Origin of the sequence: Curtobacterium sp. MCSS17_016 (assembly GCF_003234255.2) — a bacterium.
Taxonomy (GTDB): Bacteria; Actinomycetota; Actinomycetes; order Actinomycetales; family Microbacteriaceae; genus Curtobacterium; species Curtobacterium flaccumfaciens.
The window spans coordinates 2,325,565-2,339,920 of record NZ_CP126254.1 but is presented as its reverse complement, the minus strand read 5'-3'; the positions used below and the strand labels follow the sequence as shown (position 1 = coordinate 2,339,920).

Sequence of the window (14,356 nt, the reverse complement as noted above, 5' to 3'; positions counted from 1 at the left end):
CCCAGGCCACGCACTGAACGGTGTCAGCGGCCGGCGGCGAACCGGGCTGCGACGGTCTCGGCGTCGAGGACACGGTCGTAGACGGTTGCCGAGTCGATGTCGCCCGTGAACCCGAAGTTCCCCGAGTCCGGCCAGCCGACCAGGGTTCCGCGGCCGGTGCGCCAGTGTCCGTCGTACTGCCGAGCGGCGACGGCATCGGTTCGTCGCTCCTTGCGCTGGCCGTCGACGTAGAGGGTCATCGATCGTGACTCGAACGTCGCCACGGCGTGGTGCCACTCGCCGTCCGCGACGTCACCGCCGCCGACCGTGAAGTTGAAGAGGTTGCCGGCGCCCTGCACGCCGAAGCGCAGGCCGCCGCCGGAGTCGATGTACAGGTGCCGGTCGCGGTAGGTCGATGCGGGGGCGGTGTCGGACGTGAAGCCGAACACGCGGCCGCCCGCGGGATCGGCGGACCGGAACCACACCTCGAGTGAGAAGACCTGCGGTCCGGTGGTGGGCCGGTCGGTGACGGCGTAGTCGTCGGTGCCCGCGCCCGGGTAGGTGCTCCACGGGTTCGCCGCGCAGCTTCCGTCGACACGTGACGCGTCGCCGACGAACCGTCCGTCCGCGCCGTGTCCGCTGCTGTCCTGCACGATGTCGCCCTGTTTCTCGGCGAAGTCCCACGCCAGCAGACTCCCGGCGGGAGCGGGCTCGTGGAAGCACGGGAACGTGCCGGTGCCGAGGGTCGTGGCGGTCGCCGTGCTGCCGCTGAACCCCGCCCCTGCCGAGCCGGCGGCGAGTGCGATGGTCAGGACGGTGACCGCGGCGACGACGGACAGCGACAGGCCCGCCGCGACGTCCGGAGCGCCGGTGCCCCGCGCTCCGGTGCCGGGCGTCAGGGCTGCCGTGCCGAGGTCCCAACGCGGCGTCCCACACCGTCGACAGGGTCGGCCAGCGGTGATGTCGCGATCGGCCCGTGCCGCCCGCACGAGCGCGAGCGCCGCCACGACGGCGATGCCGATCGGCACCCAGGACTGCTGCCGTGACCACACGGTCGGGAGCCCCATGCCGGGGAAGCGCAGCACGCCGACGCCGAGGACGGCCTCGGGCATGACCGCCGTCCGGTCCGCGGTCGGGTTCGCGTCACCCCGGAGCCGCAGGCGGCCGTCCTGCTCGATGCGCTCCAGCCGGTGGAGCCGGAGCCGCTCGGCGTGATCGGGGTCGTCGACGAGCAGCACGCGACCGGGATCGACGGCATCGGGACCGGCGGGCATGGCGGCGACGACGTCACCGGTCCGGATGCCCGGGGCCATCGAATCCGAGACCACCGTCGTGACGTGCCAGCCGAGGCTCGCCGGCAGTGCGGCCCAGACGGCGAGCAGCAGCACGGACCACAGGACCGTGCGGGACGCGACCGCGAGGAGCAGCCGTGGCACGTCGCCGGTGCACCGGACGTGTCGGTGGGTGGCGGTGGACATCGGCTGCTCCTCGGTTCGGTCGGGTCGGTCGGGTGGACGAGGTCAGTCGGTCTGCGCTTCCCACACGAAGGTGGTGCCCGACTCGGAGGACTGCACGGTGTTCGGTGCGTCCTCGTCGAGGTCGTAGCTGAAGCGGTAGGTCGTGCTCGTCGTCCCCGTGGTGGGCTGCCACGCATCGACCCCGGTGCCGAACGACTCGCGTTCCATCAGGCCGGCGAGGGTGCCGTCGTGCACGGTCGTCCCCGTGGTGAAGGTGCTGCAGTCTCCGGCGGTGGCGAGGCTGCCACGTTCGACGGTCAGCCCGACGTGTTCGGCGAGTGCGTCGTCGTCGGCCTGGTCGGCGGTGAAGAGCTTCACGGTCGAGGCGTTGGTGGTGTTCGCCGTGACGGTGATGCAGTTGGAGCCGGCGGACCCGGGCACCAGGTCGTCGACGTCGAACATCGCGAGGCCCTGGTCGTCGTCGGTGAGCGAGACGGCACCGGTGCGCCAGCTGTTCGCGGCGTTGTCGGTGCTGCTCGAGAAGGCGGCCCACGAGGCCGTGGCGATGAGTGCGCCGCTGGCGACGACGGCGAGCGGGAACGCGATCCAGGCTGCGGTGCGGCCGTGGCGGGAGGTGATGTGCATGGCTGTCCTGTCGGTCGGGATCACCCGGCGGGTGATATGCAAACAGGGTATATGAATATCAGTTGCAACGGAACCCCGTCGCAACACGACCGAACGCACGGGTAGGTTGGCCGACATGACCCTCTCCGTCGAGTCGACCTCCACCTGGTCCGACACGGACGTCACCGACGTCGCCGCCCTCGTCCGTCTGCTCGGTCACGACGTCGACGATGCGTCGATGCGTGCGCGCCTCGCTCGACTCACACCCGAAGCCGGCCACCGGACCTGGGTGGTGCGGGGTGACGACGGTCGCGTGGTCGCCGTCGCCGGTGCCCAGGTCACCTGGGCGTACGCGAGCGACGAGCCGACGGCGCAGCTGCTGCTGCTGGTCGTCGACGACACGGCCAGGAGGCTCGGCACCGGTTCGGCGCTCATCGGCACGTTCGAAGCATGGGCGGTCGAGCAGGGCTCACGTCGCCTCAGCGCCGTCAGTGCGGCCGCGACGGACAGCGCGCACCGGTTCTACCAGAAGCGCGGGTACCACGACGCCGGGGTGCGGTACACGAAGATCGCGTAGCGCCACCTTCCTGGCGAACGTCGAAGCGCCCCGTGCAGGAGTCCCTCGGACTCCCGCACGGGGCGCTTCGACGTGACTAGGCCGACGCGCTCAACGCCGTGTCGATGACGTCGGCGGCCTCCTGCGCGGAGCGCTTCGAGGACCCCGTGGCCGGTGCGGCACTCGCCGAGCGGGCCGCGACGGACAACGGGCGACCGCCCAGGTGCGGCGACAGGTTCATGCAGACGAACGGCCAGGCGCCCTGGTTCTCCGGCTCCTCCTGCGCCCACACGACGTCGGCGTCCGGGTAGCCCGCCAGGACCTCGAGGATGCGGTCGAGGGGGAGCGGGGCGAGCTGCTCGAGGCGGACGAGTGCGACGTCGGTGATGCCGCGCTTGTCGACCTCAGCACGCAGGTCGTGGTGCACCTTGCCGGAGTGCAGCACGACGCGGCGCACGGCGCTCTTGTCGGTGATCCGCGCATCGTCCAGCACGGGCTCGAACGTTCCGGTCGTGAAGTCCTCGACCGCGCTCGTCGCCTGGCGGAGCCGGAGCATCGCCTTCGGGGAGAACACGACGAGCGGCTTCTGCGGACGGGCCCAGGCCTGTCGGCGGAGCAGGTGGAAGTACGACGCCGGGGTCGACGGGCGCGCGACGATCATGTTGTCCTCGGCGCACAGCTGCAGGTAGCGCTCGATGCGTGCCGACGAGTGGTCCGGCCCCTGGCCCTCGTACCCGTGCGGCAGCAGCAGGACGAGGCCGGAGCGCTGTCCCCACTTCTGCTCGGCGGACGAGATGAACTCGTCGATGACGATCTGGGCGCCGTTCGCGAAGTCGCCGAACTGGGCCTCCCAGAGCACGAGGGACTCGGGGCGCTCCACCGAGTAGCCGTACTCGAAGGCCATCGCCGCGTACTCGCTCAGCAGCGAGTCGTACACGTAGAACCGGGCCTGGTCCTCGGTGAGGTTCGACAGCGGCAGCCATTCCTGGCCGTTCACCCGGTCGTGGAACACCGACTGGCGCTGGACGAACGTGCCGCGGCGGGCGTCCTGTCCGGCGAGGCGGACGGGCTTGCCCTCGACCAGGATCGAGCCGATCGCCATGAGCTCGGCCATCGCCCAGTCGATGCCGCCGTTGCGCGTCATCTCGGTGCGCTTGGTCAGCAGCTGCTGCAGCTTCGGGTGGATCGAGAACCCGGCGGGCGGGTTGCTGTGCGCGTCGCCGATCGCCCGGACGAGCTCTTCGGAGACGGCGGTCTCGTGCACCTCGACCTCGGAGTCGTCGCGCTGCGCGGCCGGGCGTTCGAGCCCCTGCACCGCACCGTCGTCGTCGACCTCGATGACCGGGATGGTGCCGGTCTGTGCCTCGTGCGTCTCGGCGAAGGCGCGTTCCAGGCGGTCCTGGAAGTCGCGGTGCGCCTCGTCGTACTCCTCTTGCGTGATGTCACCACGGCCGACGAGGGCCTCGGTGTACAGCGTGCGGACGGAGCGCTTCGCCTCGATGAGGTTGTACATCAGCGGCTGCGTCATCGAGGGGTCGTCGCCCTCGTTGTGCCCACGACGGCGGTAGCAGATCAGGTCGATCACGACGTCGCGGTGGAACTCCTCGCGGTAGGCGAAGGCGAGTTCGGCGACGCGGGCGACGGCCTCGGGGTCGTCGCCGTTCACGTGGAAGATCGGTGCCTGGATCGTCTTGGCGACGTCGGTGGAGTACACCGAGCTGCGCGCCGACTCGGGCGGGGTGGTGAACCCGACCTGGTTGTTGATGACGAGGTGGACCGTGCCGCCGGTGCGGTAGCCGCGGAGCTGCGACATCTGCAGCGTCTCGACGACCACACCCTGACCGGCCATCGCTGCGTCGCCGTGCACGAGCACGGGGAGCACGCCGAAGCTGCCGGGTGCCTCGCGGTCCTGCTTGGCGCGGACGATGCCCTCGAGTACGCCGTCGACGGCTTCGAGGTGGGACGGGTTCGCGGCGATCGTCACCGGGATGCTCGAGCCGTCGGACGTGCGGAACACGCCCTCGGTGCCGACGTGGTACTTCACGTCGCCGGAGCCCTGACCGGACACCGTGCCCGGCAGCGAGGACCCCTCGAACTCACGGAAGATCTGCCCGTAGGTCTTGCCGGCGATGTTCGTCAGCACGTTCAGGCGGCCGCGGTGGGCCATGCCGATCGCGACCTCGGCCAGCCCGGCTCCGGCGGCGTGCTGGATCAGGGTGTCGAGGAAGGCGATGGTGGACTCGCCGCCCTCGAGTGAGAAGCGCTTCTGGCCGACGTACTTGGTCTGCAGGAAGGTCTCGAACGCCTCGGCCTCGTTGAGCTTGCCGAGGACGCGGAGCTGTTCTTCCTTCGAGGGCTTCGAGTACGGCACCTCGATGCGTTCCTGCACCCAGCGACGCTGTTCCGGGTCCTGGATGTGCATGTACTCGATGCCGACCGTGCGGCAGTAGGCGTCGCGCAGGATCCCGAGGACGTCGCGCAGCGGTGCCGAGGTGGTGCCGGCGAGCCCGCCGGTGACGAACTCGCGGTCGAGGTCCCAGAAGGTCAGCCCGTGGCTCTCGATCTCGAGGTCGGGGTGCGTGCGCTGGCGGTACTCGAGCGGGTCGATGTCGGCCATCAGGTGCCCACGGACGCGGAAGCTGTTGATGAGCTCCTGCACGCGCGCGGTCTTGTTCACCCGGTGCGCGAGGTCGACGTTGATGTCGTTCGCCCACTGGATCGGCTTGTAGGGGATCCGGAGCGCGGCGAAGATGCCGTCGTAGAAGCCGTGCTCGCCGATGAGGCGCTCGTGCACGTGCTTGAGGTACTCACCCGAACCGGCGCCCTGGATGACGCGGTGGTCGTAGGTGCTCGTCAGGGTGATGGTCTTGCCGATGCCGAGCTCGACCAGGGTCTTCGACGCCGAGCCCTGGAACTGCGCCGGGTACTCGAGGGCGCCGGCGCCGATGATCGAGCCCTGGCCCTTGGTCAGACGGGGGACCGAGTGCACGGTGCCGATGCCGCCCGGGTTGGTGAGCGAGATCGTCGTGCCCTGGAAGTCCGCTGGGGTGAGCTTGTTGTCACGGGCACGCTTGACGAGGTCCTCGTAGGCGGAGAGGAACTGGCCGAACGTGAGGGTCTCCGCGCGCTTGATGCTCGGCACCAGGAGCGAGCGGGTGCCGTCCTTCTTCGGGACGTCGATCGCGATGCCGAGGTTCACGTGCGCCGGGGCGACGACGAACGGCTTGCCGTCGCGCTCCTCGTAGTAGACGTTCTGGCTCGGGAAGTCCTTGACGGCCTGCACCATCGCCCACCCGATCAGGTGCGTGAAGGAGATCTTGCCGCCGCGGGCACGTCGCAGGTGGTTGTTGATGACGATCCGGTTGTCGATCATCAGCTTCGCCGGGATGGTCCGGACGCTGGTGGCGGTCGGGACCGTCAGCGAGGCGTCCATGTTCGACGCCAGCGTCTTCGCCATGCCCCGGAGCGGGGTCGCCACGTCCTCGTGGGTCTCCTCGTGGTCGTCGGCGGCGTCGTTCGCCTCGGCCGGGATCGGCTGCGGTGCCGGCTGGCGCGAGGTGGTCTTCGCCTGGATCGGGCCCGACTTCGCCTCGCCCGGGGTGTCGCCGGTGGCGGGCTGCTGCGTCGACGACTGCTGCTGCTGTGTCGGGACCTGCTGGGCGGGCGACCCCGTCGGAGTTGCGGGAGCCGGCGCGTCACCGACCTGCGTGCGGTGGTAGCTCTCGAGGACCGGCCACCAGGACTTGTCGACCGACTCCTTGTCCGCGACGAACTGCTCGTAGAGCTCGTCGACGAGCCACTCGTTCGCCCCGAATTCGCCCGCGGTCTCGTCCGTTCCGGTCAGATGGCTCGACACAGCCGATCGCCCACTCTCCGTCGATAGATGCTCGTGTGTGTCGTGCGGAGCAACCCTGCGCCGCACAGGTGCCAAGCCTAGCCGCTCCGACATGTCCGTTCCGTGTCAGCCGCGGCGCGAGTCGGCAGCCCCCGAGCACCCGGTCGGGGCCCTGACGGGAGCCGTACAGTGGAGCGCATGAGGTTCTACGAGACGCGGCCGACGCACGACCTGACCTACTCCGACGTCTTCCTCGTCCCGAGCCGTTCCGGCGTGACGAGCCGCTTCGACGTCGACCTCGCGGCGAACGACGGCAGCGGTGCCACGATCCCGATCGTCAGCGCCAACATGAACTCCGTCACCGGCCCCCGGCTCGCCGCCACCCTGGCCCGCCGCGGCGGTCTGGGCGTGCTGCCGCAGGACATGCACCTGCAGGACCTCGACGCCGCGATCCGCTGGGTGAAGGACCAGCCTGTCGACTTCGACACCGCCTACGACATGGGCGCGCAGACCACCGTCGCCGAGGCCCTCGAGCAGCTCCTGCCGGTGGCCGGCCGTGGTGTGGTCGTCCGCGACGCCGACGGCGAGTACCTCGGCTGCGTGCCCGCGACCCGCCTCGGCACCGCCGGCCCCGACGCCGTCCTCGGTGACCTGCTGCACGGCGCCTCGACCGCGATCGACGCCGAGGACGCCGGCACACCCCGCCACGTGTACGACGTGCTCTCGGCCGCCGAGGTCGACTTCGCGCCGGTCATGCGGCACGGCCGGGTCGTCGGCACCACGAGCCAGACGAGCGCGATCCGCTCCGACATCTACACGCCCGCCGTCGACGGTTCCGGCCGGCTCCGGGTCGCCGCCGCACTCGGCATCAACGGCGACGTCGCCGCCAAGGCCAAGGCGCTGGCCGCCGCGGGCGTGGACGTCCTGGTCCTCGACACCGCGCACGGCCACCAGGACGGCATGCTCCGCGCACTCCGCACGGTCGCGTCGCTGCAGCTCGGCATCCCGCTCGTGGCCGGCAACGTCGTCACCGCCGACGCCGTCGCGCACCTGGTCGGGGCCGGAGCGGACATCATCAAGGTCGGCGTCGGACCGGGCGCCATGTGCACCACCCGCATGATGACGGCCGTCGGTCGCCCGCAGTTCTCCGCGGTGCTCGAGACCGCCGCGGCGGCCCGCTCGCTCGGTGCGCACGTCTGGGCGGACGGCGGGGTGCGCTACCCGCGCGACGTCGCCCTCGCGCTGGCAGCCGGGGCGTCGGCCGTCATGATCGGCTCGTGGTTCGCCGGCACGCTCGAGGCCCCCGGTGTCCTGCGCCGTGACGCCGCGGGCAAGGCGTACAAGGAGAGCTGGGGCATGGCCTCGGCGAAGGCCGTGCGCGAGCGGTTCGAGCGGCTCGACCCGTACGAGCGGGCCCGCAAGGCGCTCTTCGCCGAGGGGATCTCGTCGTCGACGATCTACCTCGACCCGGAGCGTCCGAGCGTCGAGGACCTGCTCGACATGATCACCACCGGCGTCCGCAGCTCCGCCACCTACGCGGGCGCGTCGTCACTCGCCGAGTTCTCCGAGCGCGCGCTGGTCGGCATCCAGTCCGCCGCCGGGTACGAGGAGGGCAAGCCCCTGCCCGTCAGCTGGTAGCGCGGCCGGGGCGCGCGTCGCCCTGGTCTCGACCACGGACGGACGGGAGGCGCGGTGCAAGCTGGCACCGCGCCTCCCGTCCGCTTGTCTGTACGTCTACCGGCGCCGGGTCGCGTCCTCGACCTCGCCCACCAGTTCTTCGAGGATGTCCTCGAGGAACAGCACGCCGATCGTGCGGCCGTCCGCGTCGAAGGCGCGGGCCACGTGGCGCCCGGCGGCCCGCATGGTCGCGAGCGCGTCCTCGAGGTCCATCTCGGTGTAGAGCGAGATGAGCTGGCGGATGCGCTTCGGCGGCACCGGGTCGTCGAACTCGTCCGGCCGCAGGTCGATGACGTCCTTCACGTGCACGTAGCCGGTGGGGGAGCCGTCCTCGCCGACGAGCACGTAGCGGGAGAACCCGCGCTGTGCCACGGCGTGCTCGACGTCGGCCGGGGTGGCGTCGTCGGGGAGGGTGACGAGCTCGGCCATCGGTACGGCGACGTCACGGACCTTCTTCTCGGTGAACTCGAACGCCAGGGCGAGCTTGCCGTCGTCGGTCAGGGTGCCCTCGCGGCGGGACTGCTCCACGATGGTCTGCACCTCCTCCACCGTGAAGGCGCTCACCGCTTCGTCCTTGGGCTCGACGCGGAACAGCCGCAGCACGGCGTTCGCGACCTCGTTCAGGCCGACGATGACCCAGTGCAGGCCGTGACCGATGTACCAGAGCGTCGGGACCAGCAGCAGCGCGGCGCGGTCCGGCATCGAGAACGAGATGTTCTTCGGCACCATCTCGCCGAACACCACGTGCAGGAACGAGACGAGCAGCAGCGTGAACACGAAGGCCACGGTGCCGATCACCTCGGCGCTCCAGCCCGTCAGGTGCAGCGGGACCTCGAGCAGGTGGTGGATCGCCGGCTCGGACACGTTCAGGATGAGCAGGGAGCAGACCGTGATGCCGAGCTGGGTCGTGGCGAGCATGCGGGTGGCGTGCTCCATCGCCCAGAGCGTCATCTGCGCGGCTTTCGAGCCCTCTTCGGCGCGGGGCTCGATCTGCGAGCGGCGTGCGGAGATGACCGCGAACTCCGCCGCGACGAAGTAGGCGTTGCCCATCAACAGGACGACGAGCCAGAAGATGCCCCACCAATCGGAACTCATCGCAGTCCCTCCCTGCAGCCAGAAGATCCCGCTGCGCCCATCTTCGAGTCGGAGCTCATCGGGTGCTGCCCTTCGTCGTGGTGGTCGGGGTGCTCTTGGTGGACGGGATGATGATCGCGGTCGCCGCCGTGTCGGTCGACGGGCGCGTCGGGGTCCAGCGGATTCGGTCGATCCGACGGCCGTCCAGCCGCTCGACCCGGAACACCCCGCCGTCCAGGGGCACCTCGTCGCCGACGACGGGCAGGCGGCCCAGCGTCGACATGACGAACCCGCCGACGGTCTCGTACGGGCCCTCCTCGGGCACCTTCACGCCGGCGCGGTCCTCGAGCTCGTCGGGACGCAGCAGACCGGGGAAGGTCAGCCAGTCGCGGGAGCGGACCACGTCGATGCGGGCGCGGTCGTGCTCGTCGGAGACCTCGCCGACGATCTCCTCGATCAGGTCCTCGAGCGTGACGACCCCGGCGGTGCCGCCGTACTCGTCGACGACGATGACCATCTGGTAGCCGCGACCGCGGACCTCGGCGAGCAGGGTGTCGCCGGGCATGGTCTCCGGCACGCGTTCGGCGTCGGTCATGAGTGCCCCGACGGGGACCTCCGGACGCTTCTCGCGCGGCACGGCAACGGCCTGCTTGACGTGCACGATGCCGACGACGTCGTCCGCGTCCTCCTCGATGACGGGGAAGCGGCTGAAGCCGGTCTTGCGGGCGAGGGCGATGACGTCCTCGGCGGACTCGGACACGCGGATGGTGGAGAGCCTCGGGCGCGGGGTCATCACGTCGCTGGCGCTCAGCTCGGAGAACGAGATGGTGCGCTCGAGGAGCGTCGCGGTGTCCTGTTCGAGCGAGCCCTCCGACGCCGAGCGGCGCAGCAGCGAGGTGAGTTCCTCGGCGCTGCGGGCCCCGGAGAGTTCCTCCTGCGGCTCGATGCCCAGCGACCGGAGCACGGCGTTCGCGGTGCCGTTCAGCAGTGCGACGGCGGGCTTGAAGACCGTCGTGAACGCGATCTGCAGCGGCACCACGAGCCTGGCGGTCTGCAGGGGCAGCGCGAGCGCGAAGTTCTTCGGCACGAGCTCGCCGAGGATCATCGACAGCAGGGTCGCGATGACGAGCGCCACGATCGAGCCGACGGTCTCGACGATGCCCTCAGGCAGGTTCATCGCCAGGAACGGCGCCTCGAGCAGCTTCGCGATCGAGGGTTCGAGCAGGTAGCCGGTCAGCAGCGTGGTCAGCGTGATGCCGAGCTGTGCGCTGGACAGGTGCGTCGAGGTGACCTTCAGCGCGCCGATGACCGGTGCGAGGCCGGCTTCACCGCGGTCGCGCCGCGCTTCGACGTCGGCGCGGTCGAGGTTGACCAGCGCGAACTCGGACGCGACGAAGACACCCGTGCCGAGGGTCAGCAGGATGCCGCCGATCAGCATGACGATGTCGATCGGACTCATGATTCACCCCCGTTCGCGCACAGGGATGACGTGCAGCTCACCGAGTGAGCGGCGGATGAGTGAGGCGAAGAACTATTCGGGGGATCGTCCACAGTGCTGCCAATCGTACTGCCTGCGCGGTCGCTGAACCGTGAATCCGTACAGAACCGACCGCGCTTAGGCCGTGATCCGCGCGCGGTGGTACTGCTGCGGCTCGTAGTCGACCGGCACGCGGAGTTCGACGGCGGCACGGAGCGCGAACGACGGGTCGCGGAGCATCTCGCGACCGATCATCACGACGTCGGCCAGGCCGGTCGCGACGATCTGCTCGGCCTGGAACGCCTCGGAGATCATGCCCACCGCGATCGTCGGGATGCCGGCGTCGCGCTTGATCGCCGCGGCGTGCGGCACCTGGTAGCCGGGGCCGACCGGGATCGGCGCGCTCGCGACGTTGCCGCCGGTCGACACGTCGGCCAGGTCGGCACCGTGCTCCGCGGCCCAGCGGGCGACGACGGTGGTCTCGTCGAGCGTGAGCCCGCCGTCCACCCAGTCGGTGGCCGAGAAGCGGACGACGATCGGGAAGCCCTCGCCGACCTCGGCGCGCACGGCGTCGACGACCTCGAGCAGCGCGCGGGCACGGTTCTCGAGCGAGCCGCCGTACTGGTCGGTGCGCTGGTTGCTCAGCGGCGAGAGGAACTGGTGCAGCAGGTAGCCGTGGGCCGCGTGGATCTCGACCAGGTCGAACCCGGCCTCCACCGCGCGGCGGGCGGACTGCGCGAAGGCGAGGGCGACGACGCGGATGTCCTCGACCGCGAGCTCGCGCGGGACGTCGTAGCCGTCGAAGGCCACGGCCGACGGCGCGACCGTGGTCCAGCCGCCCTGGTCGGCGGGGACGGTGCCGTGCGTGGTGTCCCAGGGGCGGTACGTCGACGCCTTGCGGCCGGCGTGCGCGAGCTGGATGCCCGCCGCGGCGCCCTGCTCGTGCAGGAAGTCGACGATCGGCTTGAACGCGTCGCGCTGCTGGTCGTTCCACAGCCCGAGGTCCTGCGGGGTGATCCGTCCCTCGGGCACGACACCCGTCGCCTCGACCACGACCGCGCCGGCGCCGCCCTTGGCGAACCCGCCCAGGTGCACGAGGTGCCACGGCGTCGCCACGCCGTCCTGCTGGTCCACCGAGTACTGGCACATCGGGGAGACCCAGATGCGGTTGCGGACGGTCAGGTCACGGACGGTGATCGGGTCGAACAGGGCGTGCGTCACGCGGGCTCCTCAGAGGACGGGTGCCGGCGCCTCGGCCAGTTCCGTCAGGAACGACCGCAGTGACGCCGGCGACGTGTAGTGGTGGCCGACCGCCCCGATCGCTTCCGCACCGGTGGCGTTCTCGGCCCTGTTGTCCACGAACACCATCTGACCCGGGTCGATTCCCAAGCGCGCACAGGTGTCGCGGTAGATGGATGCCGCGGGCTTCAGGACGTGCTCCTCGGCGCTCACCACGACGGTCTCGAACAGCGAGCCCATCGGGGAGCGGCGGTACGGGTCGCCGAAGTCGAAGCCCGCGTTCGAGAGCAGGGCCACACGGGTGCCGGCCTCGTGCAGCTCCTCGACGATCTCGAGGGTCTCCGGCTCGACCTCGAACCACCCGGTGAAGTCGATCGCCCAGAACCGGTGGATCTCGGAGATGCTCCAGGTCCGTCCGGTCCGTTCCGCGATGGCACGCCAGTACGCCACGACCGACAGGTCGCCGCGGTCCAGGTCGTGCCGGAGCTCCTGGTACACCGGGAACAGCTCGTCGGCCGGGACCCCGGTGGCGGCCACGAGGGCGTCCCGCGAGGCGTGCGGCGTCCGGCTGATCACCTCGCCGTAGTCGAAGACCACCACGCGACCAGGCAGGAACAGGCTCATGTGCTCCACCGTAACGTGGGGCCGGTGAACGACTTCGTGCTCGTCCGACCGTCCGATGCCGCCGCGTGGGTCACCGCGCCGACGGGGGAGTCCACCAAGTACCGCCGCGGGGTCCTCGGCATCGCGACCGGGTCCGACCAGTACCCCGGCGCCGCGGTGCTGGGGGTCGACGCCGCCGTGCACACCGGCGTCGGCATGGTCCGGTACGTCGGACCCGCACGCGCCACCGACCACGTGCTCACCCGCCGCCCCGAGGTCGTCTCCGGCGTCGGCCGCGTGCAGGCCTGGCTCGTCGGCTCCGGGATCTCGGCGCCGACGCTCGGTGACCTGGACGCGACGACGGCCTCGGGCTTCACCCACGCCTCCGACGACGGCGTCCCGGTCGTCGTCGACGCCGGGGCGATCCCGCTCGTCGACCTCGGGCCGCTCGCCGTGCTCACCCCGCACGCCGGTGAACTCGCTTCGTTCCTCGGAGCCGATCGCGCCGAGATCGAGCAGGACCCGGCCGCCGCAGCGCTCCGTGCGGCGGAGCAGACCGGCAGCGTCGTGCTGCTCAAGGGGGAGCGGACCCACGTGGTCACCCCGGACGGGTCGGTGCGGCTCGTGGCGTCCTCGGCGACGCCGTGGCTCGCCGCGGCCGGTGCCGGGGACGTGCTGGGCGGGGTCCTCGGGGCGCTCGTCGCCGCGCGGCAGGGCTCCGTCGAGGCGGCCGGTTCATCGCTCACCCCGTCGGACCTCGCGAACCTGGCCGCGTCGGCCGCGGTGGTGCACGGGCTCGCGGCACGTCGGGCGTCCGGCGGCGGGCCGTTCCCGATGACGACGCTCATCGCCGAGCTGCCGGGGGTCGTGCGGGACCTGGTCGTCGACGGCGACGCGCGCGGGTAGCGGTCGGTGCGCGTGCACCTTCCGACGATCCACGAGGGGATCGACGCGTGTTCTGTCGAAGGATGCGCACGCAATGGATTCGTGCGCATGTTCCGACGGGACACCACGGGTTCGACAGGTGCAAGGTCGCAACATGCGCACGCATCAGCCAGCGGGTGCGGCTCCAGGCCGTCGGCGGGCACGTCACGGGCGTGACGCGCGGCGCGGCCGTCAGCTCGCGGGGGTCGCGTGCACCAGGAACTCGACGGAACCCGCGTCGTCGACCTTGACGAACCCCAGGCTCGGGGCCTGCACGCCGTAGTCCGAGAAGGTGATCGGGACCGAACCGGAGATGTCGACGCCATCGCCGTTCAGACCGACCTGCAGCTTCGCGGTGACGTTCTTCGTGACGCCGTGCAGGGTGAGCTTCCCCGGAGCCGTCACGGTCGTCGTGTCGGAGCCGCTCGGGACCGCGTCGGCGATCGGCGCGGTGAGTTCGAAGGTGGCCTCGGGGAAGGCCGCGGCGTCCATCGCGGAGTCGCGGAAGTAGGCGTCGCGCTGGTCGGAGTCGGTGGTGATGTCGGCGACCTGCACCGCGATCTTGGCGGCGGTGATGCTCGTGCCGTCGACGGTCGCGGTGCCGGAGACGCTGTCGGTGCGGCCGGTGACGGTGACGTCGGAGCCGTTCAGGACCTCGTGGACGCGGTACCCGGCCTCGGAGTCGCCGCCGACCGTCCACTCGCCGGACAGGTCCGTGTCGTCGAGGGTGGAGGCCTCACGGGTGGCGGCGACGGACGGCGCGGCCGAGGCCTTCGCGTTCTCGTTGCTCGTGTAGACGTTCGTGAAGACCACCGCGCCCACGACGCCGAGGACGACGACGGCGGCGATGACGGAGATCCAGATGACGGCCTTGCGGCGCTTGCGCGGTGTGTCGGAGGTCACGAGCAGAA

The 14,356-nt window shown here is 70.9% G+C and carries 11 protein-coding genes; 3 read left to right on the top strand and 8 right to left on the bottom strand.

The annotated features are described in order from the left end of the window. Positions 1–23 precede the first annotated feature (23 nt). A complete protein-coding gene (locus tag DEJ19_RS11050; protein WP_111233035.1) occupies positions 24–1,457 on the bottom strand; it encodes a LamG-like jellyroll fold domain-containing protein in 1,434 nt (477 codons plus the stop codon). A gap of 42 nt (positions 1,458–1,499) precedes the next feature. Then, positions 1,500–2,081, bottom strand: coding sequence for a hypothetical protein (locus DEJ19_RS11045; RefSeq protein ID WP_111233034.1), 582 nt, complete (start codon positions 2,079–2,081; stop codon positions 1,500–1,502). 115 nt (positions 2,082–2,196) lie between these two features. On the opposite strand from DEJ19_RS11045, the gene DEJ19_RS11040 reads away from it, so the two are divergent. After that, on the top strand, positions 2,197–2,637 hold the full coding sequence (locus tag DEJ19_RS11040; protein WP_111233033.1) for a GNAT family N-acetyltransferase: 441 nt from the start codon (positions 2,197–2,199) through the stop codon (positions 2,635–2,637). A 76-nt stretch (positions 2,638–2,713) separates the two neighbouring features. On the opposite strand, the gene DEJ19_RS11035 is transcribed toward DEJ19_RS11040, so the two are convergent. Further along, complete coding sequence (locus tag DEJ19_RS11035) at positions 2,714–6,472, bottom strand: multifunctional oxoglutarate decarboxylase/oxoglutarate dehydrogenase thiamine pyrophosphate-binding subunit/dihydrolipoyllysine-residue succinyltransferase subunit (RefSeq protein WP_181441507.1); 3,759 nt, start codon at positions 6,470–6,472, stop codon at positions 2,714–2,716. Positions 6,473–6,649: 177 nt separating this feature from the next. Between DEJ19_RS11035 and guaB1 the strand changes: the two genes are divergently transcribed. After that, positions 6,650–8,089, top strand: coding sequence for a GMP reductase (gene guaB1 / locus DEJ19_RS11030; RefSeq protein ID WP_110864009.1), 1,440 nt, complete (start codon positions 6,650–6,652; stop codon positions 8,087–8,089). A 96-nt stretch (positions 8,090–8,185) separates the two neighbouring features. Here the strand turns inward: guaB1 and DEJ19_RS11025 are convergent, their stop codons facing one another. The 4 genes from DEJ19_RS11025 to DEJ19_RS11010 all read right to left on the bottom strand — a co-directional run bounded on the left by DEJ19_RS11025 (position 8,186) and on the right by DEJ19_RS11010 (position 12,542). After that, positions 8,186–9,223, bottom strand: coding sequence for a hemolysin family protein (locus DEJ19_RS11025; protein ID WP_027465832.1), 1,038 nt, complete (start codon positions 9,221–9,223; stop codon positions 8,186–8,188). A gap of 55 nt (positions 9,224–9,278) precedes the next feature. Beyond that, positions 9,279–10,661 carry a hemolysin family protein gene (locus tag DEJ19_RS11020; protein ID WP_027465831.1) on the bottom strand — a complete coding sequence of 461 codons (1,383 nt, stop codon included), beginning with the start codon at positions 10,659–10,661 and terminating at the stop codon, positions 9,279–9,281. A gap of 156 nt (positions 10,662–10,817) precedes the next feature. Then, positions 10,818–11,900, bottom strand: coding sequence for an NADH:flavin oxidoreductase/NADH oxidase (locus DEJ19_RS11015; protein ID WP_111233032.1), 1,083 nt, complete (start codon positions 11,898–11,900; stop codon positions 10,818–10,820). Positions 11,901–11,909: 9 nt separating this feature from the next. Further along, positions 11,910–12,542: an HAD family hydrolase gene (locus DEJ19_RS11010; RefSeq protein ID WP_111233031.1), complete on the bottom strand. Its 633-nt coding sequence runs from the start codon at positions 12,540–12,542 to the stop codon at positions 11,910–11,912. A 24-nt stretch (positions 12,543–12,566) separates the two neighbouring features. On the opposite strand from DEJ19_RS11010, the gene DEJ19_RS11005 reads away from it, so the two are divergent. Next, entirely contained in the window at positions 12,567–13,427 is an 861-nt protein-coding gene (locus DEJ19_RS11005; RefSeq protein WP_111233030.1) for an ADP-dependent NAD(P)H-hydrate dehydratase, read from the top strand. A 210-nt stretch (positions 13,428–13,637) separates the two neighbouring features. On the opposite strand, the gene DEJ19_RS11000 is transcribed toward DEJ19_RS11005, so the two are convergent. Beyond that, positions 13,638–14,348, bottom strand: coding sequence for a YceI family protein (locus tag DEJ19_RS11000; protein ID WP_111233029.1), 711 nt, complete (start codon positions 14,346–14,348; stop codon positions 13,638–13,640). Between the last annotated feature and the right edge of the window lie 8 nt (positions 14,349–14,356).